Origin of the sequence: Methylobacterium hispanicum, assembly GCF_022179285.1 — a bacterium.
GTDB classification, from domain to species: Bacteria; Pseudomonadota; Alphaproteobacteria; order Rhizobiales; family Beijerinckiaceae; genus Methylobacterium; species Methylobacterium hispanicum.
In genome coordinates this window covers 87,313-109,008 of the sequence record NZ_BPQO01000012.1, presented here as the reverse complement: position 1 = coordinate 109,008, position 21,696 = coordinate 87,313, and the positions used below count along the sequence as shown (strand labels likewise).

Sequence of the window (21,696 nt, the reverse complement as noted above, 5' to 3'; positions counted from 1 at the left end):
CGGGCAAGCGCCCGACAAGCCTCAGGCGGCCGCGGCCTCGGGCAGGCGCTTCCTCTGCACCTTGCCGTTCGGCGTGCGAGGGAGGCTTGCCAGGAAGCGGATCTCGCGGGGGCACTTGTAGGCGGCGAGCCGCTCGCGGCACCACGCCAGCAGCGCCTCGGCGTCGGGCAAGGCCCCCGGCTGCAGCACCACGAAGCCGCAGATCACCGAGACGTCGGCCCGCACGCGCAGCTCGCTCACGCCCACCTCGGCGACGTCCGGGTGCAGGGCCAGCACGCCCTCGACCTCGTTCGGGGAGACGCGGTAGCCCATCGCGTTCATCAGGTCGTCGGCCCGGCCCTCGAACCAGAGGTAGCCCGCCGCGTCGAGCCGGGCGAGGTCGCCGCCGCAGAACCAGTCGCCGCGGAACACCGCCGCCTCCTCGTCGGGCCGGTTCCAGTAGCCCAGCATCAGCCCCGGCTCGGAGCGGTGGACGGCGAGCAGCCCCGTCTCGCCCGCCGGCAGCGGCTCGGGGTGGCCCTCGCGGGGCAGGATCGCCACCCGGCGCCCCGGCTGGGGCCGGCCCGGCGAGCCCGGCCGCACCGGGGTGGTGGGCCCGCTGGACACGTAGGTCGAGACCTCGCTCATCCCGAGCGCCTCGTAGAGCGGCTTGCCCGTGGCGGTCTCCCAGGCCTCCAGCAGGTCCACGGGCAGCGCCTCGCCCGCGGTGCAGCCGTGGCGCAGGCGCGAGAGGTCGTGCGCGCGGAGGTCGCCGTATTTCAGGATCTGCCGGTAGAGGCTCGGCACCGCGGCGAAGATGGTGGCGCCCTGCTCGGCGATGAGCCGCGGCCAGACGCCCGGGTCGCGCGGCCCGTTGTAGAGCACCGCGGTGGCGCCGGCCGCCCAGGGGTCGGTGATGCCGACGCCCAGCGTGTAGGTCCAGTTCATGGTGCCGGCATGCAGCATCACGTCGGTCTCGGAGAGGCCGAGCCAGTGCGCCAGCATCGGCCTACGGCCCCAGATGGTGCGGTGGGCGTGCAGCACGCCCTTCGGCCGGCTGGTGGTGCCGGAGGTGTAGACGAGGGTGGCCGGGTCGTCGGCGGCGGTGTCGGCGTAGTCGGCGAGCGGCGCGTGGCCCTTGAGCCGGGCGATGTCCTCCGGCCCGAGCAGCAGGCGGTCGCCGAGGTCGGCGGGCTCGATCCGGCAGCCGCCGGCCAGCGCCACCGCGCGGGCCCCGGAATTCTCCATCAGGAAGGCGGCCTCGGCCGGCGTCAGCTGCGGCGAGGAGGGCAGGGCCACCAGCCCGGCCGCGAGCGCGCCGAAGTAGGTCAGCACGTAGTCGGCCTCGTTGCCCATGCGGATCATCACCCGGTCGCCCGGCACCAGCCCGAGCCCGAGGAGCCCCGCCGCGATGCCGCGCACGGCCCGGTCGGCCTCCCCGAAGGTCAGGCGGGTGGTCTCGGAGCCGTCGCCCACCAGGACGAGCGCCGTCTTGTCCGGCCGCGCCGCCGCGTTCGCGCCGAGGCAGTAGCGGGCGGCGTTGAAGCGGGCGGGCGGGTGACGGTCGGACAAGGGGGCGCTCCCGGACGCATGTTTTGTCCGGGTGTCGGGTATCGCGGTGGGAGCGTCAACGGGGATCCTGCGCCTCGCCGTCGGCGGTCCGGCCTTCCTCGATCGTCTGCGGCCGACCCCGAGGGGGCCATGCGGTGCGCCGGCGACGGAAGGCCGCCGACAGGGGGGCGAGCGATCGATCGCGGTCCGATGGCCAGCGCACGCGCTCCGATGCTCTATGCTCGGCCGGCCGCGGGGGAAGGCCGCCCGGCCCGTCGCGATTGGCGGAACGGTTTGGCTCCGTTCTCCGTCTCTGGTCCGTGGTCGGCTACGAGCCGGCCGGAGGGAGGCGCTCAATGGCCCGCAAAACGATGTTGACGATGCTCGGCGCACTGACCCTGGCGGCCGGCATCCTCGGGGCATCTTCGCCCGCCATGGCCGACCCGCCCTGGGCCCGGGGCGAGCGCGGCTTCCGGCACGGCGGTCCCCCGCCCTGGGCCCCCGCCCACGGCTACCGTCGCCATCGGGAGTACGGCGGTTACGGCCGCAGGGACGTGCGCGTCTACGAGGGGCGTCGCTACGAAGGCTACGGATACCGCGACCGCTACTAGGAAAGACATCCCCGCACGGGAACGGGCCGCCCGCAGGCCGAGCCGGCTTGCGTCACCAACGGCGCCCCCGGGCGGGGACCAGCATTGCAGAGTTCGACGGTCCGACACGCCCGGGCTTCGGCGGATACCCAAGCAGGCAGAACCTCTGCCGGGATGGCCCGGACCACGGCGACATGGCGGACTTGCAACCGGAGGCACCCAAGCCTCGCGGTTCTTTGAGTATTGGGCTCGGCTCATCGGCCGGAAATCTTGCAAACGATTGTTCCTTTTGCCTATTAGTCCCGCATTTTGCTGGAACGTTTTGCAAAAGGTGCCCGTTTCTGGTCCCGTACGACTGAAGATTGGAGTCTCTCTATGCTGAAGCACGTTCGCGTCGCGGCCCTCGCGACCACCTTTATCGTCGGCGGTGCGGCCCTGGCGCTCGCGCAGTCCTCTTCCACCGTCGGTACCGGCGGCTCGTCGGCCGGCGGCGGCACCAGCTCGTCGACGGTCGGCACCGGGGGCTCGTCGGCCGGCTCGGGCAGCGGCTCGGGCTCGTCCTCGACGCTCGGGACCGGCGGCTCGTCGGCGGGCGGCGGCACCAGTTCCTCCACCGTGGGCACCGGCGGCTCGTCGGCCGGTTCGGGCAGCGGCTCCTCCTCGACGCTGGGCACCGGCGGCTCGTCGGCCGGCAAGGGCACGAGCGGCTCGTCGGTCGGCACCGGCGGCTCTTCGGCGGGGATGTCCGATGGAGCGGGCAAGTCGGGCAGCGCGCCCGGCCACGACAAGAGCGGTCCCGGCAACTCCGAGAACGCCCCCGGCCACAACAAGCGCTGAGCCCGCGACGGGTTCGAGCATCGGGCGCGGTCCCTCCGGACCGCGCCCACCCTGTCTTCGAGGAGACCGGACCATGGTTCGCCTGTTCAGGCCGCTTATCGGCGGCGCCCTCGTCCTCGCCGGCGTCGCCGCAAGCCACGCCCAGACCAGCACCGTCACGACGGGCCCGAACGGCGTCTCGGGCAGCACGACGGTCAAGACCGGCCCGGACGGCAGGCCGTGCAAGGTCGTGCATTCCGACGACGCGAAGAACTCCGGCACGCTCTCGAGCTCGGTCACGGCCGGCCCCGGCGGCGTGAGCAGCTCGACCACGGGTGGTCCCTCGGTGACCACGCGGTCCGGGAACGGATCGACCAGCAGCTCGGCCGCCAGTTCAAGCTCCGGCGGCGGCACCGTGACGACCACCGGCGACGGCGACTGCGTCGTCACCGTTCCCAAGGGCTCAAAGTGAGGCTGACATGATGGCAAGGTTCATTGTTCCCGTCGCCGCCCTCGGGCTGCTGGTCATCCCGGCGGTCGCGCAGGCCCAGGCCGGGGGGAGCGCCACCGCGGGCAGCGCCGGCTCGGCCGCGGCCGGGGGGACATCCGCCTCGACCGTCGGGACCGGGGGCACCTCCACCGGCGCGAACGGATCGACCGGCTCGTCGCTGGCGACCGGCGGTAGCGCGGCCGGGGGCAAGACGATGGACCGCTCGCACGTCAACGAGACCGGCAATGGCGGGCTCAACGGACAGTCGAAGGCGATGGCCCACGACGGCGGCACCTTCTCGAAGTCGCACACGAAGACGAAGGTTCGGGACGGCGAGAGCGTCGAGTCCCGTACGAAGACCATGTCGCACGAACCCGGCTCGAAGCCGGTCAAATCGACCACCACGACGGGCTCGACGACCGGTCAATGAAGCTCGCGAAGCCCGCGCGGGGGATGTGTCACGGCGGGCCGCCCCGCCGTAGCCTGTGCGGGCGGCGCGTGCGGCGGGCAATCGATCGAGACGGCAGGGGCGGCGGCAATTGCTGCCGCCGGCACCATCGGCGCGGGCCGCACCGCTAGCTCCGCCGCGCCCCGCGCCCCTCCTGCTCCTCCAACCCCTTCATCACCTTGTCGAGCGTCATCGGGTAATCCCGGATCCGCACGCCCGTGGCGTTGTAGATCGCGTTGGCGAGCGCCGCGCCCGCGCCGCAGATGCCGAGCTCGCCCAGGCCCTTGCTCTTGAGCGGGTTCGCCTTGTCGTCGAGCTCGGGCAGGAAGACCGCGTCGATGGCCGGGATGTCGGCGTGGACCGGCACGTGGTACTCGGCGAGATCCCGGTTCACGAAGGTCCCGGAGCGCGGGTCCATCACGGCGTCCTCCATCAGCGCCGCGCCGACCCCGAAGGTCATGCCGCCGATGGCCTGGGAGCGGGCCGTCTTGGCGTTGAGGATGCGCCCGCCCGTGAACACGCCGAGCATCCGCCGCAGCCGGACCTCGCCCGTGTCGCGATCGACGCCGACCTCGGCGAAATGCGCGCCGAAGGAGTAGTGCGAGAAGGCCTCCTTCAGACTGCCGGGCTTGATCTCGCCCCGTGCCTCCAGCCCTTCCGGCCCCGCGAGGTCGCCGAGCGCCTCCGAGCGGTTGCCGGAGACGGCCCGGCCCCCCTGGAAGTCGGCGCCCTCCGGGTTCATGCCGGCCTTGGCGAGCAGCGCCCGCCGGAGGTTGTCGCAGGCCACGTAGAGCGCCGAGCCCGCCGAGCCCGCCCCGAAGGAGCCGCCCGAGCCCGCGGCCGCCGGATAGGCCGTGTCGCCGATCTCGACCCGGATCTTCTCGACCGGCAGCCCCATCATCTCGCCCGCGATCTGGGCGAGGATCGTGTAGGTGCCGGTGCCGATATCGGTCATCGCCATGCGGACGGTGAGGGTGCCGTCCGGGTTCAGCCGCACCAGGGCGGAGGAGGGCATCAGCGGGTTGAGGCGGGCCGCGGCCGACATGCCGAGCCCGACGAGCCAGCGCCCCTCGCGCCGTGTGCCCGCGGCCTGCCGCCTGTCCCAGCCGAACAGGCGCGCGCCCTCGCGCATGCAGGGCACGAGCTGGCGCACCGTGAAGGGCACCCCCTTCTCCGGGTCCTGGGCGGGTTCGTTGCGCACGCGCAGCTCGATCGGGTCGAGGTTCAGCCGCTCGGCCAGCTCGTCCATGGCGCACTCGAAGGCGAGCTGGCCCACCGCCTCGCCGGGCGCGCGCATCGACGAGGTCACCGGCACGTTGAGGTTGGCGATGCGGTGCCGGGTGAGGCGGTTCGGGGCCGCGTAGAGCGAGCGGGTGACGTTGGCCGAGGTCTCGAAGAACTGGTCGCCCGGCGTCGCGTCCGACCACGATTCGTGACTGATCGCGCTGAGGCGCCCGCTCTCGTCGGCGCCGAGGCGCACGCGCTGGATGGTCGGCGTGCGGTGGGTGGCGACGTGGAACTCCTGCTGGCGGGTCATCGCCACCTTCACGGGACGGTTGACCACCCGGGCGGCGAGCGCGGCGAGGATCGCCTCGGGCTGCGGCTGCAGCTTCGAGCCGAAGCCGCCGCCGATGTAGCGGCTCACCAGCCGCACCCGCTCCTCCGGGATCGCCAGCACGGTGGCGATGGATTTGCGCCCGCGGTTCAGCATCTGGTTGGAGGTGTGCAGCACCAGCCGGTCGCCCCGCCACTCCGCGATGGTGGCGTGGGGCTCCATCTGGGCGTGGATCTGGGGCGGGGTGGTGTACTCCACGTCGAGCCGCACCGGGGCGGCCTGGAACGCGCCCTCGAAGTCGCCGAGCGCGCTGTCGGGCTCGGTCTGGGCCTTCTTGGGCTTGAAGGTCTCGGGAAGCGCCGCGCGCAGCGAGGCCTTCGGGGTCGCGGCGTCGTACTGCACGGTGATCAGGGCGGCCGCCGCGCGGGCCTGCTCGAAGGTCTCGGCCACCACGAAGGCGATGGGCTGGTCGAAGTGGCGGATCTCCGTGCCCTGGAGCTGGGGGAAGACCTGCTCCGACTTCTCCCCCTGGGGCGGCACGGTCTCGTGCGTCATCACATAGAGGACGCCGGGCGCGCGCCGAGCCGCGCCGACCTGCAGGGCGCGGATGCGCCCGCTGGCGATCCCCGCGCCGAGGATGAAGCCGTAGGCCGGATCCCGCGGCTCGCGCACCTCGTAGGCGTAGGGCGCCCGGCCCGTGACCTTGAGGCGGCCCTCGTAGCGGTCGATGGGCTTGCCGACGAGCCCGTCGGGGCGGTTGTCGAGCGGGGTCGCGCCGACCGGCTGGTTCATGTCCATGGGGAGCCTCAGGCGATCTCGGCGAGCACGGCGCGCAGGGTCCGGCGGGTCAGCGGGATCTTGAAGTCGTTGGAGCCGTAGCCCTTCGCCCCCTCCAGAACCCGGTCGGCGGCCGCCTCCGCCTGACCGGTCTCGACGAGCGCGGCTTCGGCCGCCTCCACCCGCCAGGGCTTGTGGGCGAGCCCGCCGAAGGCGAGCCGCGCGGCCTTCGGCCTGCCGCCCTCATGCGCGATCACGGCCGCGACCGACACGGTGGCGAAGGCGTAGGAGGCCCGGTCGCGCACCTTGCGGTAGACGTGGGTGCCGGGGACGGGCTTCGGCAGCACGACCGCCGTGATGATCTCGCCGGGCTCGAGCGCGGTCTCGATCTCGGGGGTGTCGCCCGGCAGGCGGTGGAAGTCGGCGATCGGGATCGTCCGCGCGGCGCCGCCCGCGTCCACGGTCTCGACGGTGGCGTCCAGCGCCCGCAGCGCCACGTTCATGTCGGAGGGGTTGGTGGCGATGCAGGATTCGGAGGCGCCCAGCACCGCCATGATCCGGTTGTACCCGCCGATCGCCGCGCAGCCGGAGCCGGGCGCGCGCTTGTTGCAAGGTTTCGTCGTGTCGTGGAAATAGTAGCACCGCGTGCGCTGCAGCAGGTTGCCCGCGGTGGTCGCCTTGTTGCGCAGCTGTCCCGAGGCGCCCGCGAGCAGGGCCTTGGCCAGCACGCCGTATTCCCGGCGCACCCGCGGATGCGCGGCGAGCTCGGAATTGCGCACCAGCGCGCCGACGCGCAGGCCGCCGTCGCCGGTGTCCGCCACCTGGTCGAGGGGCAGGCGGTTCACGTCGACGAGCGTGCGCGGGGTCTCGATCTGCAGCTTCATCAGGTCGAGCAGGTTGGTGCCGCCGGCGATGAACCGGGCGTTCGGCCGCTCCGCCGCGATCTGGGCGGCCTCCTGCACCGTCTTCGGCCGCTCGTAGGAAAAAGCCTTCATGGCGCGCCCCCTCAGGCTTTGCGGCCGGCGGCGTCCTTGATCGCCGCGACGATGTTCGGATAGGCGCTGCAGCGGCAGAGGTTGCCGCTCATCCGCTCGCGGATCTCGTCGTCGCTGAGTTCGGCCGCGACCGTGATGTCGGCGCCCGCGTGGCTCGGCCAGCCGGCCTCGACCTCGGCGAGCATGCCGGCCGCCGAGCAGATCTGGCCGGGCGTGCAGTAGCCGCACTGGAAGCCGTCATGCGCGAGGAAGGCCGCCTGGAGCGGGTGCAGCGCGTCGCCCTCCGCCAGCCCCTCGATCGTGGTGACGGTGTCGCCCTCGTGCATCGCGGCGAGCGTCAGGCAGGCGTTGATCCGCGTGCCGTTCACCAGCACCGTGCAGGCGCCGCACTGGCCGTGGTCGCAGCCCTTCTTGGTGCCGGTGAGCGCGAGATGCTCGCGCAGGGCGTCGAGGAGCGTCGTGCGGCTGTCGAGGGTGAGGTCGCGCGCCGTGCCGTTGACCGCGAGCCGCACCGGCAGCATCTGCGGGTCCGGATCGTCGGGAGCGGGGGCCGCCACCGGGCGCCCCGGCCAGCCGAAGCCCGCCGCGCCGAAGGCCGCCGCGCAGCCCTGCATCGCCGTGCGCCGCGTCAACCTGGACGCGCCGCGCTCGTTCGTATCGGTCATGGCCATCATCCCGCGCCGGCCTCGGGGCCGGCCCCGGCGCGGGTGGTGGGAAGGCCCGCGCTGCAATCCGTGCGAGCGGGGAACGCGGGCGGGACGGCTTGGATCCGGCCCGGACTGCGCCGGATCGGCGCGGCGCGCGCGCGGCAGCTAGATCTCGCTCGATCTCGCTAGATCTCGGCCGCGAGCCCTTCGTGCCCGAGGGCCGAGAGAGTGAGGTGGTCGGCGCCGACCTCGGCGCCCGAGTAGCCCAGCATGTGCGCGAGCTGGTCGCGGGCGCGCCAGACGCGGCTCTTCACGGTGCCGATGCGGCAGTTCAGGATCTCGGCCGCCTCCTCGTAGGAGGCGTTCTCGACCGCGACCAGGATCAGGGCCTCGCGCATCACCGTCGGCAGCCGCTGCAGCGCCGCCTGCACGTCCTGCAGGTCGAGATGGCCGCCCTGGGCCGGCACGGTGGCGAGGCGGGCGGCGTGGTCGCCGTCCGTGTCGGAGACCTCGCGGGCCTGCTTGCGGTGCACGCTGTAGAAGGCGTTGCGCATGATCGTGAAGAGCCACGCGCCCAGATTCGTGCCGGCCTTGAAGCTCCCGCGGCTGCGCCAGGCCCGCAGCAGCGTGTCCTGCACGAGGTCGTCGGCGGCGGTGGGGTTGCGGGTCAGCGAGACCGCGAAGTTGTGGAGGCTCGGCACCGCCTCCAGCAGGCCGGCGCGGAAGGTGCGCTCGTCCGCGTCCTGCGCCTTGGCCAGGGCCGCGTCGAGCTTGGCGACGAGATCTGCGATGCGCGCGGAGGGCGGCTCGTGCCGCAGGGCCGCGTAGGCTTCCTGCAGCCGGGTGCCGAGATGCTGGCGGATCCCCTCGGACAGGACGGGGGCGGCTGTTGCGTCTGTCGGACAGGTGGTGCCGGACATCGGACCTCGAGCACTGGAACGTTGAGCGAGAGACGTCGGGTGCGCGGCCTCGCGGATTGTCCCCACTCTCGCGCCGTGCCGGGGCAGGCGCAGCAACATAGGTTGCCGGTCCTTCCCTCAGATCGGCCGCAAATATTTGCCTTTCTATGGAACCTTTTCTGAATTCAGCTTGTAGCGCCCCGTTTCGATCGCTGTCCTGAGGTGATGCGAGGGCACGAAGGCGGCGCCTGTACGCTGCGCCGCGGGGGATTTCACCGCGCGCCCGAGCGTTGTCGCGAGGCGGGGCCGGCATCGCATGAACGCCGAACGCGGGCGCGCTCGTCTTCGCGCCGCACCATAACAGTGCGTCGCAAAACCGTTATGCTCACTCTCAGCATATCTGGACAGGGGCGGTCGGCCCGCCTAAGTTAGGCGGCGCAATGCTCAAACTGAGCATAATGGAGGACGCCATGGCGGCGACCAGTCAACCGTTCCCCCGCGGCCCCGTTCCGGGCGGCGCCCCCGCATCGTCCCTGCCGCTCCCGGAGATCTTCGCCCGCGTCAGCCGGCACGTCCCGGCGATCGAGTGGCCGGCGCTGGCGCCCGACATCGAGGCGATCCTGCGCCTCAAGCGGGAGCGGAATGCGGTGATCCTGGCGCACAACTACCAGGCGCCGGAGATCTTCCACACGGTGGCGGACATCGTCGGCGACAGCCTCGCGCTCGCCCGCGAGGCCGTGAGCGTCGACGCCGACGTGATCGTGCTGGCGGGCGTCCACTTCATGGCCGAGACGGCCAAGCTCCTGAACCCGGGCAAGACCGTGCTGATCCCCGACATGGGCGCCGGCTGCTCGCTCGCCGACTCGATCACCGCCGAGGACGTGCGGGGCCTGCGGGCCCGCTACCCGGGCGTGCCGATCGTGACCTACGTCAACACCTCGGCCGCGGTGAAGGCCGAGTCCGACCTCTGCTGCACCTCGGGCAACGCGGTCGCGGTCGTGCGCTCGCTGAACGCCCCGCGGGTGCTGATGATCCCCGACGAGTTCCTGGCCCAGAACGTCCAGGCGGAGGTGCCCGAGGTCGAGATCCTGACCTGGGCCGGGCACTGCGAGGTGCACGAGCGCTTCACGCCGGCCGATATCCGCGACGTACGCGAGAGCTACCCCGGCGTCACCGTGATCGCGCATCCCGAATGCCCGCCGGACGTGGTGGCCGAATCCGACTTCTCGGGTTCGACCGCCATGATGATGGACTTCGTGACCGAGAAGCGGCCCGCCCAGGTCGTGCTCGTCACCGAGTGCTCGATGGCCGACAACATCGCGGCGCAGAACCCGGACATCGAGTTCATCAAGCCCTGCAACATGTGCCCGCACATGAAGCGGATGAGCCTCGGGAACATCCGCCGGGCGCTGGAGACCCTGACCCACGAGGTGACGGTCGATCCTGCCCTCGCCGACCGGGCGCGGGCCGCGGTGGAGCGGATGCTGGCGGTGCGCGCCCGATGAACGCGCTGCTCCGCAATCCGGCCGACCGCGTCGTGGTGGTCGGTGCGGGCGTCGCCGGCCTCAGCGTCGCGCTCCGCCTCGCGCCCTGGCCCGTGACGCTCGTCAGCGCGAGCCCGCTCGGGCTCGGCACCGCCACCGGCTGGGCGCAAGGCGGCATCGCCGCCGCGATCGGCGCCGACGACGCGGCTTCGTTCCACGCCGCCGACACGCTGGCGGCCGGCGCCGGCCTCGGCGAGCCCGAGGTCGCGGCGCGCGTCGCCGCCGAGGGGCCGCGCCTGATCGACTGGCTCGTCCGCGTCGGCGTCGCCTTCGACCGGGCGGAGGACGGGGCGCTCGCCCTCGGCCTCGAGGCGGCCCACGGCCGGCGGCGCATCGTTCGCGCGGGCGGCGACGCCACGGGCGCGCGCGTCCTCGAGGGCTTGGTCCGGGCGGTGCAGGGTGCGCCCTCCGTCGAGGTCGTGGTCGCCACGGTCCGTGACCTCCTCCGCGACGGGCACGGCGCGGTGGCGGGCGTGGTCTGCGAGCGGGACGGCGTGCCCTTCCGCATCCCGGCCCGCGCCGTGGTTCTGGCCACCGGCGGGCTCGGCGCGCTCTACGCGGCCACCACCAACCCGCGCGGCGCCACCGGCCGCGGCCTCGCGCTCGCGGCGCGTGCCGGGGCGGTGATGCGCGACATGGAGTTCGTGCAGTTCCACCCGACCGCCATCGCGGCCGGCGCCGACCCGATGCCGCTCGCCACCGAGGCGCTGCGGGGGGAGGGGGCCCGGCTCGTGGACGAGCACGGCGAGCCGGTGATGGCCGGCGTCGCGGGCGGCGACCTCGCCCCCCGGGACGTGGTGGCGCGCGGCATCTTCGGGGCGCTGGCCCGGGGCCGGAGCGTCCATCTCGACACGCGCGGCGCGCTCGGCCACCGCATGGCCGCCCGCTTCCCCACCGTGGCGGCGCTCTGCGCGGCGGCGGGCATCGACCCGGCCGTGCAGGCGATTCCCGTGCGGCCGGCGGCCCACTACCACATGGGCGGCGTGAAGGTGGACGCCCACGGCGCCACCTCGGTGCCGGGCCTCTACGCCTGCGGCGAGGTCGCCTCCACGGGGCTGCACGGGGCGAACCGGCTCGCCAGCAACTCGCTCCTCGAAGGGCTGGCCTTCGCGGGCTTCATCGCGAACTTCATCGCGGACGGGCTCGCGGCGGCGCCGGGCCCCGCGCGGCCGCAGACGGGCGCGCCCCGACCGCCAGCCGACCTCGCCCCGATCCGCGCCCTGATGGAGGCCCGGGTCGGCGTGGTGCGGGACGAGGCGGGCCTCACCGAGGCCGTCGCCCGGCTCGCGCCGCGGGCGGCCACATGCGACGCCGCCCTCGTCGCGCTCCTCGTCGCGCACGCCGCGCTCGGCCGGCGGGAGAGCCGCGGGGCGCACTGGCGCAGCGACTTCGGCGGACAGGTGCCCGCCCGCCACAGCGAGACCACCCTCGGCGCCGTGCTCGCCGAGACCGAACCGGCGGCCCGCGAGGCCGCGGAGGCCCTGGCCCGATGAGCGACCTTCTCCCTCTCCCGCGGCTCCTAGTGGAGCCCGTCGTGCGCGCCGCCCTCTTGGAGGATCTCGGCCGGGCCGGCGACATCACCACGGACGCGATCGTGCCGCCCGAGGCCCGCCTCGAGGGCGTGATCGCGGCCCGCCAGCACGGCGTGATCGCGGGCGTGGACTGCGCCCGCATCGCCTTCGAGCTGATCGATCCGGCGGTCTCCGTCGCGGTCGAGCGGCCGGACGGCGCCCGCGTCGCGCCGGGCGACACGGTGCTGCGCCTCGCCGGGCCGGCCCGCGCCGTACTCACCGCCGAGCGCGTCGCCCTCAACCTGCTCTGCCGCCTCTCGGGCGTGGCCACCGCCACCGCGGGCCTCGTCGAGGCCGCGCGTCCCCACGGCAAGGCCGCGATCGTCTGCACCCGCAAGACGACGCCGGGCCTGCGCGCGCTGGAGAAGCACGCGGTGCGGGCCGGCGGCGGCTCGAACCACCGCTTCGGCCTCGACGACGCAGTGCTGATCAAGGACAACCACGTCGCGGTGGCGGGCGGCATCGTGCCGGCGATCGAGCGGGCCCGCGCGCGCGCCGGCCATCTCGTGAAGATCGAGGTCGAGGTCGACACCCTGGCCCAGCTGGAGGAGGCGCTCTCGGTCGGCGCCGACGCGGTTCTGCTCGACAACATGGATCCGGACACGCTCGGCCGCGCGGTCGCGATGATCGACAGGCGGGCCCTCTCCGAGGCCTCGGGCCGCATCACCCGTGAGACGGTCGGCGCGGTCGCGGCCTCGGGCGTGGACCTGATCTCCTGCGGCTGGATCACCCACAGCGCCGCGATCATCGACCTCGGCCTGGACGCCTGAGCACACAAAAGACGCGCGCTCCTCCGCGAAAGGGTCGCGGGAGAAGCGCGCGCTCGAAAGGTGGCCCGCGGTCTCAGGGGACGGGCGCGATCACTCAACCGTGATTCGGTTCGCGGGGCAGCCCGGTTCGCGTGAAAATTGTATACGATATGCGGTCGATGTCGCTCGTTCAGCCGCACGCGGCCGTTTATTCCCGTCTTACGGCCAAGCTGCCACAGTGTTGCCACGGGGTCACGAGGCCGGCGGAAGCGCGGCCGGAGCAGGTTTGAAGCTTGGCTTTGCGCGCGCGTCGTTTACCCGTTGGCGAGACGTCGCGCGCCATCGTGCGTGCCGACCAACCTGTCGCGTCCCGCACCTTCCCGCCTGCCTTCGAGAGACCTCGATGCGTCGTTCCGCCACCGCCCTCGCCGGGCTCGCCTGCGCCGCCGCGGCCTGGGCCTCGCCCGCGCTCGCCTACGAGATCGATCCGCTGACCCGCCAGCCCCTCGACAACGCCCTCACGGTGCGCGTGCGCCCGCAGGCGGTCGAGACCGTGGCCGTGCCGGTCTCCAACGCCTCGCTCAACGCCGCCGACCCGCTGGCCTCCGCGGTCCCGCAGATGTCGGCGATCCCGCGCGAGACGGTGGCCTATAACGGTCCCTACGGCGCCGGCACCATCGTGGTGTCGACGGCCGAGCGGCGGCTCTACTACGTGCTCGGCGGCGGCCAGGCCCTGCGCTACGGCGTCGGCGTCGGCCGCCCGGGCTTCACCTGGGGCGGCGTGCAGACCATCACGATGAAGCGCGAGTGGCCGGATTGGCGCCCGCCCGCCACGATGCTGCGCCGCCGGCCCGACCTGCCGCGCTACATGAAGGGCGGCATCGAGAACCCGCTCGGCGCTCGCGCGATGTATCTCGGCGGCACCATCTACCGCATCCACGGCTCGAACGAGCCGGAGAGCATCGGCACCGCCGTCTCGTCGGGCTGCATCCGCATGACCAACGAGGACGTCACCGACCTCTACACCCGCACGAAGGTGGGCACGAAGGTCATCGTCCAGCGCTGAGCGCCGGACGCATCCATTCTGAGCGGGCCGGCGGCGACGCAGGCCTTTTTTCGCGCACGCGCACGGAGTTCGTCGGATCCCCTCTCCCCGCTGCGCGGGGAGAGGGGGAGCCCTCGCGATCGCGCGGGGGCGTTCTCAGTGGCAGCCGCAGGAGCCGCCGCCGCATCCACCGCCGGCCGCCTTGGCCTTGAGGTCGGCCTGTCCCCGCCTGTCGCGGTCGAGGCCGCGCTCGGCCAGCTCCTTCAGGTAGGTCTGCCAGCGGTCGCCGTACTGCGCGCCCAGCTCGTGCAGGTAGCCCCAGCCGTAGATGCCGGTGTCGTGCATGTCGTCGAAGGCGAGCTTCACCGCGTAGTTGCCCACCGGCTGCACCGATAGGATCTCGACGTTGCGCTTGCCGCCGATGACCTTGCGCTCGGCCGGCGAGTGACCCTGCACCTCGGCGGACGGGCTCGAGATCCGCAGGTACTCGGCCGGCAGGTCGAAGCGCCCTCCGTCGTCGAAGGCCAGTTTGAGGACGCGCCTGTCCGCGGACAGGCGGATCTCGGTGGGCCAGCGTTCCTCGCTCACGGTCCAATCTCCCTGGAAGCGTTCCGCGCCCACGCTTGCTCCGCGGCGCGCATCCCCTCATATGCCAAGGCATGCCAGGTTCGTCACCCGACGTATCGCCCGCCACGCCGCAGAGCACCGAGTTCCGTATGTGGGGTCCGCGTACCGACACCGCCGCGCCCGTGACGCCGCTGATCGACCCGTTCCAGCGGGCGATCACCTATCTGCGCATCTCCGTCACGGATCGCTGCGACCTGCGCTGCGTCTACTGCATGGCGGAGGAGATGAACTTCCTGCCCAAGCGCGACCTGCTCACGCTGGAGGAGCTGGACCGGCTCTGCGGCGTGTTCATCGCGCGGGGCGTGCGCAAGCTTCGCATCACGGGCGGCGAGCCCCTGGTCCGGCGCGACATCCTGCACCTGTTCCGGCGGCTCTCGCGCCACCTCGATTCGGGGGCGCTGCAGGAGCTGACGCTGACCACCAACGGCACGCAGCTCGGGCGCTTCGCGGGTGAGCTCGCCGACCTCGGCGTGCGCCGGGTCAACGTCTCGCTGGACACCCTCGACCCGGACAAGTTCCGGGCGATCACCCGGCGCGGCGACCTGAAGGTCGTGCTCGACGGGATCGCGGCGGCGCGCGAGGCGGGGATCAAGGTGAAGATCAACGCGGTGGCGCTGAAGGGCGTCAACGAGCACGAGATCGCCGACATGATCGCCTGGGCCCACGGGCTCGGCATGGAGATGACGCTGATCGAGGTGATGCCGCTCGGCGAGGTCGAGGGCGACCGCACCGACCAGTTCCTGCCGCTCTCGGTGGCCCGCGCGCGCCTCGAGGAGCGCTGGACCCTGACCCCGCTGCCCGACCGCACCGGCGGTCCGGCCCGCTACGTCCGGGTCGAGGAGACGGGCGGGCGGCTCGGCTTCATCACGCCGCTGACCCACAATTTCTGCGAGAGCTGCAACCGGGTGCGCCTGACCTGTACCGGCAAGCTCTACATGTGCCTCGGCCAGGAGGACGCGGCGGACCTGCGCGCGGCGCTCCGCGCCTCGCCCGACGACGCGCTGGTGACGCAGGCGGTGATCGACGCGATCGCCCGCAAGCCGAAGGGGCACGACTTCGTCATCGAGCGCCAGCGCAAGGCGGCGGTGCCGCGCCACATGAGCGTGACGGGCGGCTGAGGCGGGCGCGCCCGCTCAGCCCGCGGCGAGGTCGGGCGGCATGTAGGGGTGGCCCTCCGCGGTCAGGGCCCGGTCCACGGCCTCGATCGCCACCAGGATCCGCGTGAGGTCCTCGGCCATGGTGACGGGCGAGGGATCCATGCCGGCGATGCGGCGGGCCAGCCCGTCGCGCGCCCGCGCGAGGCTCGCCCGGGCTCGGTTGAGGGTCTGTACGGCCTCCGCGGTCATCGCGCGTCCTTCTCATCGCCTCGGATCGGGGCCTCGCACGAAGAAGCGGCCCCGCACGCCGTCGCGTGCGGGGCCGTCCGCGCGTCGAGCGGGTCCGTCGGCTCAGGGGCAGGCGCGGCGCACGCCGCCCTTGGCGATGTAGGTGCCGGTCCGCGGGTCGTAGGTGCGGAAGCGGCGCGCGCAGGCCTCCTCGGCCGAGCCGTCGGTCTCGGCATAGCCGTAGTTCACCGGGGCGTAGCCGTAACCCGCCGGGGCGTAGCCGCCGTAATAGCCGTCGTCGTAGCCGTAGCCCGGATAGCCGTAGCCGCCGTAGAGGCTGCCGGCCGCCAGGCCGCCCGCGAGGCCGAGCCCCACGCCGACGCCGAGGCCGCCGAGGCCGTAGCCGCGCCGGCCGTAGCCGTATCCGTAGCGGTTGCCGTAATAACCGCGGTTGAAGCCGTAGCCGCGGTTGAAGCCGTAGCCGCGGCCCGCCAGACCGGCCCCGCCGAAGCCGGCCCCACGATTGAAGCCGCCGCCGATCCCGACGCCGCCGCGGTTGAAGCCGCCGCCGATGGCGCCGCCGCCGACGCCGCGACCGGCGAAGCCGCCCGCCAGCGCGTTGCCGCCGCCCCCGCCGCCCCGGAAGGCCAGGACGTTCTGGGCCTCGGAGGCTGCCGGGATCAGGGTGAGCGCGCCGGCGACCGCCGACGCGAACAGGAGGGAGTGCTTGAGCATGCCGACCTCATCGAACGTGATGACTATCTGTCCGGTCAACGCTCGATTGCGGGATCCTATGCCTGCTACACTTTGTCCGGCGAACGGCTGAGCTTGTCCGTCGAGCGCCGCACGCGCCGTATCTCTTCAGCGTACCGGGGATCAGTCCACGAACTCGGCCGCTCCGAAGCCCTGCAGGTAGAGCAGCGCCGTGAGGTCGCCGTGGTCGATGCGCGCGCGCGCCGCCTCCGCCACGGCGGGCTTGGCCCGGAAGGCGACGCCGAGGCCGGCCTCGGCGATCATGGCGAGGTCGTTCGCCCCGTCGCCGACCGCGAGCGTCTCGGCCGGGTCGAGGCCGAGCCGGGTGCGCAGGTCGATCAGCGTCGCCCGCTTGGCCTCCTTGCCGACGATGGGCTCCGCGACCGTGCCGGCGAGCCGGTCCCCCGCGAGGACGAGCCGGTTGGCGTGGTTCTCGTCGAAGCCGAGCCTGTCGGCCACGGGGCCGGTGAACAGGGTGAAGCCGCCCGAGACGAGGCAGGTGCGCGCGCCGTGCGCCTTGAGCGTCCGCACCAGCGTGCGCCCGCCCGGCGTGAGCGTGATGCGCTCGGCGATCAGCCCGTCGATCGTGCCGACCGGCAGGTCCTTCAGCAGCGCGACGCGCTCGCGCAGGGCCGGCTCGAAGGCGATCTCGCCGCGCATCGCCCGCTCGGTGATCGCCGCCACGTGGGGCTTCAGCCCGACCATGTCCGCCAGCTCGTCGATGCATTCCTGCTCGATCATGGTGGAATCCATGTCGGCCAGGAACAGGCGCTTGCGGCGGTGCGCGTCCGCGCCGAGCACCGCGACGTCGATCGGCTCGGACCCGAGCGCCGCGCGCAGGCGCTCGGCGAGCGCCGGGGCCGCGGCGGGCGCGCCCGGCACCAGGATCTCGGCCGCGACTTCGCCGTGCAGCACCCGCGGCTGGTGCTCGGTCGCGAGCACGCGCCGCGCCTCGGCCAGCACCGCATCGGTGATGGCGGGCCGCTGCGGGTTTGATATCAGGACCGCGACGAGGGTCATCGGGGAGCGTCCAGGCTGGTGTCGGGGAGCGTCGAGTCACGGGAGCCGGCGGGCGGGCGGCCGGCGGCGATCCTCATTGCAGGGCCGACCGCCTCGGGCAAGTCGGCGCTCGCCGCCGCCCTGGCGCTCCGGCACTGCGGCGTCGTGGTCAACACGGACTCGATGCAGGTCTACGCCGACCTGCGCGTGCTCACCGCGCGGCCGGACGCGGCCGAGGCGGCGCGGGTGCCCCACCGCCTCTATGGCCACGTCGATGGGGCGGTGAACCACTCGGCCGGCCGGTTCGCCCGGGACGTCGCCGCGCTCCTCGCCGACCTCGGCGGGCGGCTGCCGGTCTTCTGCGGCGGCACCGGCCTGTACTTCCGCGCGCTCGAGGAGGGGTTCTCGGAGATGCCGCCCGTGCCCGACGCCGTGCGGGCCGAGGTGCGCGCCCGCGCGGCGGAGCGCGCGACCGAGGCGCTCCACGCCGACCTCGCCGCGCAGGATCCGGAGGGCGCGGCCGGCCTGCGCCCGAGCGACCGCGCCCGGATCCTGCGGGCGCTCGAGGTGCTGGCCGCGACCGGCCGGCCCATCGCCGCCTTCCGGGGCGAGCGCCTGCCCGGCCCGCTCGCCGGCCTGCCGCTGAGACGGATCTTCCTGGCACCCGACCGCGACGTCCTGCGGGCGCGCATCGACGCGCGCTTCCGCGCGATGATCGCGGGCGGCGCGCTGGACGAGGTGGCGGCGCTGCGGGCGCGCCGGCTCGATCCGCTGCTGCCGATCATGCGCGCCCACGGCGTGCCGGCCCTGATCGCCCATCTCGACGGCACGATGCGCCTGGAGGACGCGATTGCGCGGGGGCAGGCCGACACCCGCGCCTACGCCAAGCGCCAGTTCACGTGGTTCCGCCACCAGATGGGGACGGACTGGACGTGGCTCGATCCGGAGGCGGCGGGGCGGTTGGCCGATTGAGGCTCCGCCCCTTTCCCGGACGCCTGGAGCGTCGGCGGACGGTGATCCGGGATCCAGAGGATGGAGCGCCGCGCAGCGGCCCGACCTTCATGCGCCGATGCGGAACGCGGCCGCTCCGCGTCCTCTTGTGCTGGGTCCCGGATCGGGTTCTGCTTCACCCCACCTGTCCGGGAAAGGTCAGCGGCGGACGCAAGCCCCCGCCGGCCGTCGGACCTCAGCGCTCCAGGCGCGCGACCAGGCTCGACGTGTCCCAGCGGCCGCCGCCCATGCTCTGCACCTCGGCGTAGAACTGGTCCACGAGGGCACTGATGGGCAGCTTGGCGCCGTTGCGGCGGGCCTCGTCGAGCAGGATGCCGAGATCCTTGCGCATCCAGTCGACCGCGAAGCCGAAATCGAACGTGCCGGCATTCATGGTCTTGCCGCGGTTCTCCATCTGCCAGGAGCCGGCCGCGCCCTTGGAGATCACCTCCAGCACCGCCTCGACGTCGAGGCCGGCGCGCTTGGCGAAGTGTACGCCCTCCGACAGGCCCTGGACGAGGCCGGCGATGCAGATCTGGTTGACCATCTTGGTGAGCTGGCCGGCGCCCGCCGGGCCCATCAGGCGGCAGGCGCGGGCGAAGCTCATGATGGCCGGCTCGACCCGCGCGTAGGTCTCCGGATCGCCGCCGCACATCACGGTGAGCACGCCGTTCTCGGCGCCGGCCTGGCCGCCGGAGACCGGCGCGTCCACGAAGCCGATGCCGGCCTCGGCGGCGGCAGCCGCGAGTTCGCGCGCCACCTCGGCCGAGGCGGTGGTGTGGTCCACGAAGGTGGCGCCCCGCTCCATCCCGGCGAGCGCCCCGTCCGCGCCCAGCACGACGCTGCGGAGGTCGTCGTCGTTGCCGACGCAAGCGAAGACGATCTCGGCGCCGCGCACCGCCTCGCGCGGCGTCGCGGCGTGCGCGCCCCCGTTCGCCGCGACCCAGGCCTCGGCCTTGGCGGCCGTGCGGTTGTAGACCGTGACGTCGTGGCCCTTGGCCGCCAGGTGTCGGGCCATCGGGCTTCCCATCACGCCGAGGCCCAGAAAGGCTACCTTCGCCATCGTCTCGTCTCCCACCAACCGCAACCGGTGGGGTGGTCTAGATTTGCCCGTGCAACCGGTCAAACCCGCGCGGCGCGCGGGCTGCGGCGCTTGAGCGAGCGCGGCGATTGTTCCGGGAAATTAACCAATCCCTGTTCTCCACCCGAAAATTTTGCGCCAGAAGGGGCCCGGATTGCCGGCCGCGGAAGAGCCGGTTCTTGGAGTGGGACGCCCATGGGCGCGATCAGCAAGCACGGGCCCTGGGCCCTGGTGGGGGCGCTCGGCGCCGCCGCACTCTCTATCGTCGCGATCGAGCGCGGCGAGGCCGTCAACGCCCTCTGGCTCGTGGTGGCGGCGGTCTGCACCTATCTCATCGCCTACCGCTACTACTCGCTCTTCATCGCCGAGAAGGTGATGCGCCTCGATCCGGCCCGCGAGACCCCGGCGGTGCGCCACAACGACGGCCTCGACTACGTCCCCACCAACAAGACCGTGCTGTTCGGCCACCACTTCGCGGCGATCGCGGGCGCGGGCCCGCTGGTCGGCCCGGTGCTCGCCGCGCAGATGGGCTACCTGCCCGGCATGCTCTGGATCCTGGCGGGCGTGGTGCTGGCCGGCGCCGTGCAGGACTTCATGGTCCTGTTCGTCTCGATGCGCCGCGACGGGCGCTCGCTCGGCGAGCTGATCCGCTCGGAACTCGGCACGATTCCCGGCATCATCGCGCTGGTGGGCACCTTCCTGATCATGGTGATCCTGCTCGCCGTCCTGGCGCTCATCGTCGTGAAGGCGCTGGCCGAGAGCCCCTGGGGCACCTTCACGGTGATGATGACCATCCCGATCGCGATGCTGATGGGCGTCTACACGCGCTACATCCGCCCGGGTAAGATCGGCGAGGTCTCGATCATCGGCTTCGTGCTGCTGATGGCCGCGATCCTCTACGGCCAGAACGTCGCGGCGAGCCCGGTCTGGGGCCCCGCCTTCACCTTCACGGGCACCCAGCTCTGCTGGCTGCTGATCGGCTACGGCTTCGTCGCCTCGATCCTGCCGGTCTGGCTGCTGCTCGCGCCCCGCGACTACCTCTCGACCTTCCTCAAGATCGGTACCATCGTGGGCCTTGCGCTCGGCATCGCCGTCGTCGCGCCGCACATGCAGATGCCGGCGATGACCAAGTTCGTGGACGGCACCGGCCCGGTCTGGTCGGGCCAGCTCTTCCCGTTCCTGTTCATCACCATCGCGTGCGGCGCCGTCTCGGGCTTCCACGCGCTGATCTCGTCGGGCACCACCCCGAAGCTGATCGCCAACGAGAGCGACGCCCGCTTCGTCGGCTACGGCGGCATGCTGATGGAATCCTTCGTGGCCATCATGGCGCTGATCTCGGCCTGCGTGATCGACCCGGGCGTCTACTTCACCATGAACACCCCGGCGGCGATCCTCGGCACCACGCCGGAGAGCGCGGCGGCCGCGGTGACCAAGCTCGGCTTCCCCGTCAGCCCGGAGACCATCACCCAGACCGCGCAGGATGTCGGCGAGCACACCATCATCTCGCGCGCGGGCGGCGCCCCGACGCTGGCGGTCGGCATGGCGCACATCATCTCCTCGGCGGTGGGCGGCAAGGCCATGATGGCCTTCTGGTACCACTTCGCCATCCTGTTCGAGGCGCTCTTCATCCTTACGGCGGTCGATGCGGGCACGCGCGCCTGCCGCTTCATGGTGCAGGACCTGATCGGGCTGGCGGTGCCGGCCTTCAAGGAGACCACCTCGTGGGTTCCCAGCATCGTGGCGACCGCCATCGCGGTGGGGGCCTGGGGTTACTTCCTCTACCAGGGCGTGACCGATCCGCTGGGGGGCATCAACACCCTGTGGCCGCTCTTCGGCATCTCGAACCAGATGCTGGCCGCGGTCGCGCTGACGCTCTGCACGGTGGTGATCTTCAAGATGAAGCGCGAGCGCTACGCCTTCGTTACCATCGTCCCGACGCTGTGGCTCTGCATCTGCACCCTCACGGCGGGCTGGCAGAAGATCTTCTCGGCCGACCCGCGCATCGGCTTCCTCGCCCACGCCGACCGCTACGCGGCGGCCGCCGCCGAGGGCAAGGTGCTGCCGCCGGCCAAGAACGCCGACCAGATGGCGCAGATCATCTTCAACGACCGGATCGACGCGGCGCTCGCCGTCGTGTTCATCGGCCTCGTGCTGGCGATCGGCGCCTTCGGCGTCCTCTCCTGCATCCGGGCGCTGCGCGCCGTCGGCTGGACGGCGCGCGAGAGCGACGCGCCCGCCGGCGGCCGTCCCGTCCCGGCGGAGTAG

General features: G+C 72.8%; 21 protein-coding genes. 11 read left to right on the top strand and 10 right to left on the bottom strand.

Translation table 11 applies throughout. The features are described 5' to 3' along the window. Positions 1 to 21: 21 nt before the first annotated feature. On the bottom strand, positions 22 to 1,551 hold the full coding sequence (locus MFF56_RS15295; protein ID WP_238230310.1) for a class I adenylate-forming enzyme family protein: 1,530 nt from the start codon (positions 1,549 to 1,551) through the stop codon (positions 22 to 24). Positions 1,552 to 1,886: 335 nt separating this feature from the next. Here MFF56_RS15295 and MFF56_RS15290 point away from each other — a divergent pair, with 335 nt between their 5' ends. The 4 genes from MFF56_RS15290 to MFF56_RS15275 all read left to right on the top strand — a co-directional run bounded on the left by MFF56_RS15290 (position 1,887) and on the right by MFF56_RS15275 (position 3,856). Continuing rightward, the gene (locus MFF56_RS15290) at positions 1,887 to 2,141 is read left to right on the top strand and encodes a hypothetical protein (protein ID WP_238230308.1); all 255 of its coding nucleotides are present in this window, start codon (positions 1,887 to 1,889) and stop codon (positions 2,139 to 2,141) included. A gap of 354 nt (positions 2,142 to 2,495) precedes the next feature. Beyond that, complete coding sequence (locus MFF56_RS15285) at positions 2,496 to 2,957, top strand: hypothetical protein (RefSeq protein ID WP_238230307.1); 462 nt, start codon at positions 2,496 to 2,498, stop codon at positions 2,955 to 2,957. A gap of 73 nt (positions 2,958 to 3,030) precedes the next feature. After that, the gene (locus tag MFF56_RS15280) at positions 3,031 to 3,408 is read left to right on the top strand and encodes a glycosyl hydrolase (protein ID WP_066921030.1); all 378 of its coding nucleotides are present in this window, start codon (positions 3,031 to 3,033) and stop codon (positions 3,406 to 3,408) included. Between the two features lie 7 nt (positions 3,409 to 3,415). Next, positions 3,416 to 3,856, top strand: coding sequence for a hypothetical protein (locus tag MFF56_RS15275; protein WP_066921028.1), 441 nt, complete (start codon positions 3,416 to 3,418; stop codon positions 3,854 to 3,856). Between the two features lie 145 nt (positions 3,857 to 4,001). Here the strand turns inward: MFF56_RS15275 and MFF56_RS15270 are convergent, their stop codons facing one another. The 4 genes from MFF56_RS15270 to MFF56_RS15255 form a co-directional block, all read right to left on the bottom strand. Next, positions 4,002 to 6,227, bottom strand: a complete 2,226-nt coding sequence (locus MFF56_RS15270) for a xanthine dehydrogenase family protein molybdopterin-binding subunit (RefSeq protein WP_066918123.1) — start codon at positions 6,225 to 6,227, stop codon at positions 4,002 to 4,004. A gap of 8 nt (positions 6,228 to 6,235) precedes the next feature. Beyond that, the gene (locus tag MFF56_RS15265) at positions 6,236 to 7,201 is read right to left on the bottom strand and encodes an FAD binding domain-containing protein (protein WP_066918125.1); all 966 of its coding nucleotides are present in this window, start codon (positions 7,199 to 7,201) and stop codon (positions 6,236 to 6,238) included. A gap of 11 nt (positions 7,202 to 7,212) precedes the next feature. Then, the gene (locus MFF56_RS15260; RefSeq protein WP_082772797.1) at positions 7,213 to 7,866 is read right to left on the bottom strand and encodes a 2Fe-2S iron-sulfur cluster-binding protein; all 654 of its coding nucleotides are present in this window, start codon (positions 7,864 to 7,866) and stop codon (positions 7,213 to 7,215) included. A gap of 167 nt (positions 7,867 to 8,033) precedes the next feature. Then, positions 8,034 to 8,768 carry a sigma-70 family RNA polymerase sigma factor gene (locus MFF56_RS15255; RefSeq protein ID WP_066918127.1) on the bottom strand — a complete coding sequence of 245 codons (735 nt, stop codon included), beginning with the start codon at positions 8,766 to 8,768 and terminating at the stop codon, positions 8,034 to 8,036. 449 nt (positions 8,769 to 9,217) lie between these two features. Between MFF56_RS15255 and nadA the strand changes: the two genes are divergently transcribed. The 4 genes from nadA to MFF56_RS15235 all read left to right on the top strand — a co-directional run bounded on the left by nadA (position 9,218) and on the right by MFF56_RS15235 (position 13,677). Continuing rightward, positions 9,218 to 10,252: a quinolinate synthase NadA gene (gene nadA / locus MFF56_RS15250; protein ID WP_066918129.1), complete on the top strand. Its 1,035-nt coding sequence runs from the start codon at positions 9,218 to 9,220 to the stop codon at positions 10,250 to 10,252. After that, on the top strand, positions 10,249 to 11,784 hold the full coding sequence (locus MFF56_RS15245) for an L-aspartate oxidase (protein ID WP_238230305.1): 1,536 nt from the start codon (positions 10,249 to 10,251) through the stop codon (positions 11,782 to 11,784). Before nadA ends, MFF56_RS15245 begins: the two co-directional genes overlap by 4 nt. Beyond that, the gene (nadC, locus tag MFF56_RS15240; protein WP_066919081.1) at positions 11,781 to 12,632 is read left to right on the top strand and encodes a carboxylating nicotinate-nucleotide diphosphorylase; all 852 of its coding nucleotides are present in this window, start codon (positions 11,781 to 11,783) and stop codon (positions 12,630 to 12,632) included. Before MFF56_RS15245 ends, nadC begins: the two co-directional genes overlap by 4 nt. A 382-nt stretch (positions 12,633 to 13,014) precedes the next feature. Beyond that, a complete protein-coding gene (locus MFF56_RS15235; protein ID WP_066919083.1) occupies positions 13,015 to 13,677 on the top strand; it encodes a L,D-transpeptidase in 663 nt (220 codons plus the stop codon). Between the two features lie 135 nt (positions 13,678 to 13,812). Here MFF56_RS15235 and MFF56_RS15230 read toward each other — a convergent pair whose 3' ends face one another. Further along, the gene (locus MFF56_RS15230) at positions 13,813 to 14,244 is read right to left on the bottom strand and encodes a gamma-butyrobetaine hydroxylase family protein (protein WP_066919089.1); all 432 of its coding nucleotides are present in this window, start codon (positions 14,242 to 14,244) and stop codon (positions 13,813 to 13,815) included. Between the two features lie 128 nt (positions 14,245 to 14,372). On the opposite strand from MFF56_RS15230, the gene moaA reads away from it, so the two are divergent. After that, on the top strand, positions 14,373 to 15,401 hold the full coding sequence (moaA, locus tag MFF56_RS15225; protein WP_066919085.1) for a GTP 3',8-cyclase MoaA: 1,029 nt from the start codon (positions 14,373 to 14,375) through the stop codon (positions 15,399 to 15,401). A gap of 15 nt (positions 15,402 to 15,416) precedes the next feature. Here moaA and MFF56_RS15220 read toward each other — a convergent pair whose 3' ends face one another. The 3 genes from MFF56_RS15220 to serB all read right to left on the bottom strand — a co-directional run bounded on the left by MFF56_RS15220 (position 15,417) and on the right by serB (position 17,381). Then, positions 15,417 to 15,629, bottom strand: a complete 213-nt coding sequence (locus MFF56_RS15220) for a hypothetical protein (protein WP_066919087.1) — start codon at positions 15,627 to 15,629, stop codon at positions 15,417 to 15,419. Positions 15,630 to 15,731: 102 nt separating this feature from the next. Beyond that, entirely contained in the window at positions 15,732 to 16,343 is a 612-nt protein-coding gene (locus MFF56_RS15215) for a BA14K family protein (protein WP_238230303.1), read from the bottom strand. Between the two features lie 141 nt (positions 16,344 to 16,484). Then, complete coding sequence (serB, locus tag MFF56_RS15210; protein ID WP_066921828.1) at positions 16,485 to 17,381, bottom strand: phosphoserine phosphatase SerB; 897 nt, start codon at positions 17,379 to 17,381, stop codon at positions 16,485 to 16,487. Between the two features lie 18 nt (positions 17,382 to 17,399). On the opposite strand from serB, the gene miaA reads away from it, so the two are divergent. Continuing rightward, complete coding sequence (gene miaA, locus MFF56_RS15205) at positions 17,400 to 18,332, top strand: tRNA (adenosine(37)-N6)-dimethylallyltransferase MiaA (RefSeq protein ID WP_066923936.1); 933 nt, start codon at positions 17,400 to 17,402, stop codon at positions 18,330 to 18,332. Between the two features lie 214 nt (positions 18,333 to 18,546). On the opposite strand, the gene MFF56_RS15200 is transcribed toward miaA, so the two are convergent. Next, a complete protein-coding gene (locus tag MFF56_RS15200) occupies positions 18,547 to 19,413 on the bottom strand; it encodes an NAD(P)-dependent oxidoreductase (RefSeq protein WP_066923938.1) in 867 nt (288 codons plus the stop codon). A 213-nt stretch (positions 19,414 to 19,626) separates the two neighbouring features. Between MFF56_RS15200 and MFF56_RS15195 the strand changes: the two genes are divergently transcribed. Next, positions 19,627 to 21,696 carry a carbon starvation CstA family protein gene (locus tag MFF56_RS15195; RefSeq protein ID WP_066923940.1) on the top strand — a complete coding sequence of 690 codons (2,070 nt, stop codon included), beginning with the start codon at positions 19,627 to 19,629 and terminating at the stop codon, positions 21,694 to 21,696.